The sequence below is a fragment of the Escherichia sp. 94.0001 genome, assembly GCF_013369155.2.
In the GTDB taxonomy this organism is placed as follows: Bacteria; Pseudomonadota; Gammaproteobacteria; order Enterobacterales; family Enterobacteriaceae; genus Escherichia; species Escherichia coli_F.
In genome coordinates, this window is the sequence record NZ_JABWMS020000168.1 from 1 (window position 1) to 1,354 (window position 1,354).

The 1,354-nt window shown below is 57.6% G+C and carries 2 protein-coding genes; both read left to right on the forward strand.

Features of this window, described 5'->3' with window-relative positions; translation table 11 throughout:
- On the forward strand, window positions 1-202 hold a 202-nt coding region (locus tag HEN33_RS24960; RefSeq protein WP_183083512.1), incomplete at its 5' end, for a terminase small subunit.
- A partial coding sequence (locus HEN33_RS24965) for a terminase large subunit (protein ID WP_048223824.1) occupies window positions 199-1,354 on the forward strand: 1,156 nt, incomplete at its 3' end. The genes HEN33_RS24960 and HEN33_RS24965, both read left to right, overlap by 4 nt.

Below are 1,354 nucleotides of genomic sequence, written 5' to 3' on the forward strand. Positions count from 1 at the left end.
GATCCTGGTGGAAAACCTGATAATTGACCCGAAACTGGCACTGGATGCGGCCTGGCGACTGGCGCAGTTCACACACCATAAAAAAGGCGATGCCGGTAAAAAATCGGCAAAAGGTGATGCCGCGAAAAAAGCGGCTAACCGTTTTGCGGTGCCACCACCTCCCCGACTGGTGGTGAATAACCAGAATGAGGAAAGCGGATGATACCTGTATGGAGCACGGCATGTCCGGACTGGGCAGAGCGCCTGAAAAAGGGGCTGTCGATTATTCCGGCTCCGATTTATCCGGACCAGGCTGCACATGCACTGGCGATTTTTAAACAACTGCGGATTGTGGATGCACCGGGTAGCCCGACATTCGGGGAGTCCTGTGCACCGTGGGTGTTTGACCTGGTGGCGGCCCTGTTTGGCTCCTACGATGCGCAGACCGGTGTTCGCCATATCAAGGAAGTGTTTATCCTTATCCCCAAGAAAAACAGTAAGTCCACGCTGGCCGCGGGGATCATGATGACGGCGCTGTTACTGAACTGGCGGCAGGCGGCGGGCTACACCATTCTGGCCCCGACCGTGGAGGTGGCGGCTAACGCCTTCAACCCTGCCAGGGATATGGTACGACGGGACGATGATCTGGATGACCTCTGTCAGGTGCAGACACATATCCGGACCATCACCCATCGGGTGACGGACACCACCCTGAAGGTGGTGGCAGCCGATCCGAATACGGTGTCCGGTATCAAGTCCGTGGGGACACTGATTGATGAACTGTGGCTGTTTGGCAAGCAGTACAAAGCGGAAGACATGCTACGTGAAGCCATCGGCGGGCTTGCCTCCCGTCCGGAAGGATTTGTGGTGTACACAACCACCCAGTCGAATGAACCGCCTGCCGGGGTGTTCAGACAGAAACTGCAGTACGCCCGGGATGTCCGTGACGGCAAAATTCATGATCCGCACTTTCTGCCGGTGATATTTGAACACCCTCCTGAAATGGTGGAAAGCGGGGCTCACCTGCTGATGGAAAACCTCGCCATGGTTAACCCGAATCTCGGTTATTCGGTGGATGAGGCCTTTCTGTACCGGGAGTACCGTAAAGCCCGGGAGGCTGGTGAGGAAGCATTTCGTGGCTTCATGTCAAAACACGCCAATGTGGAAATCGGTCTTGCCCTGCGTTCTGACCGCTGGGCGGGCGCGGATTTCTGGGAGCAGCAGGGCAGGCGCGTCAGCCTGGACGATATCCTGCAGCGCGCTGATGTGGTGACGGTGGGGATTGACGGCGGGGGCCTGGATGATCTGCTGGGAATGTACGTGACTGGCCGTGACAGGGAAACCCGCGAATGGCTGGGCTGGGGCCATGCCTGGG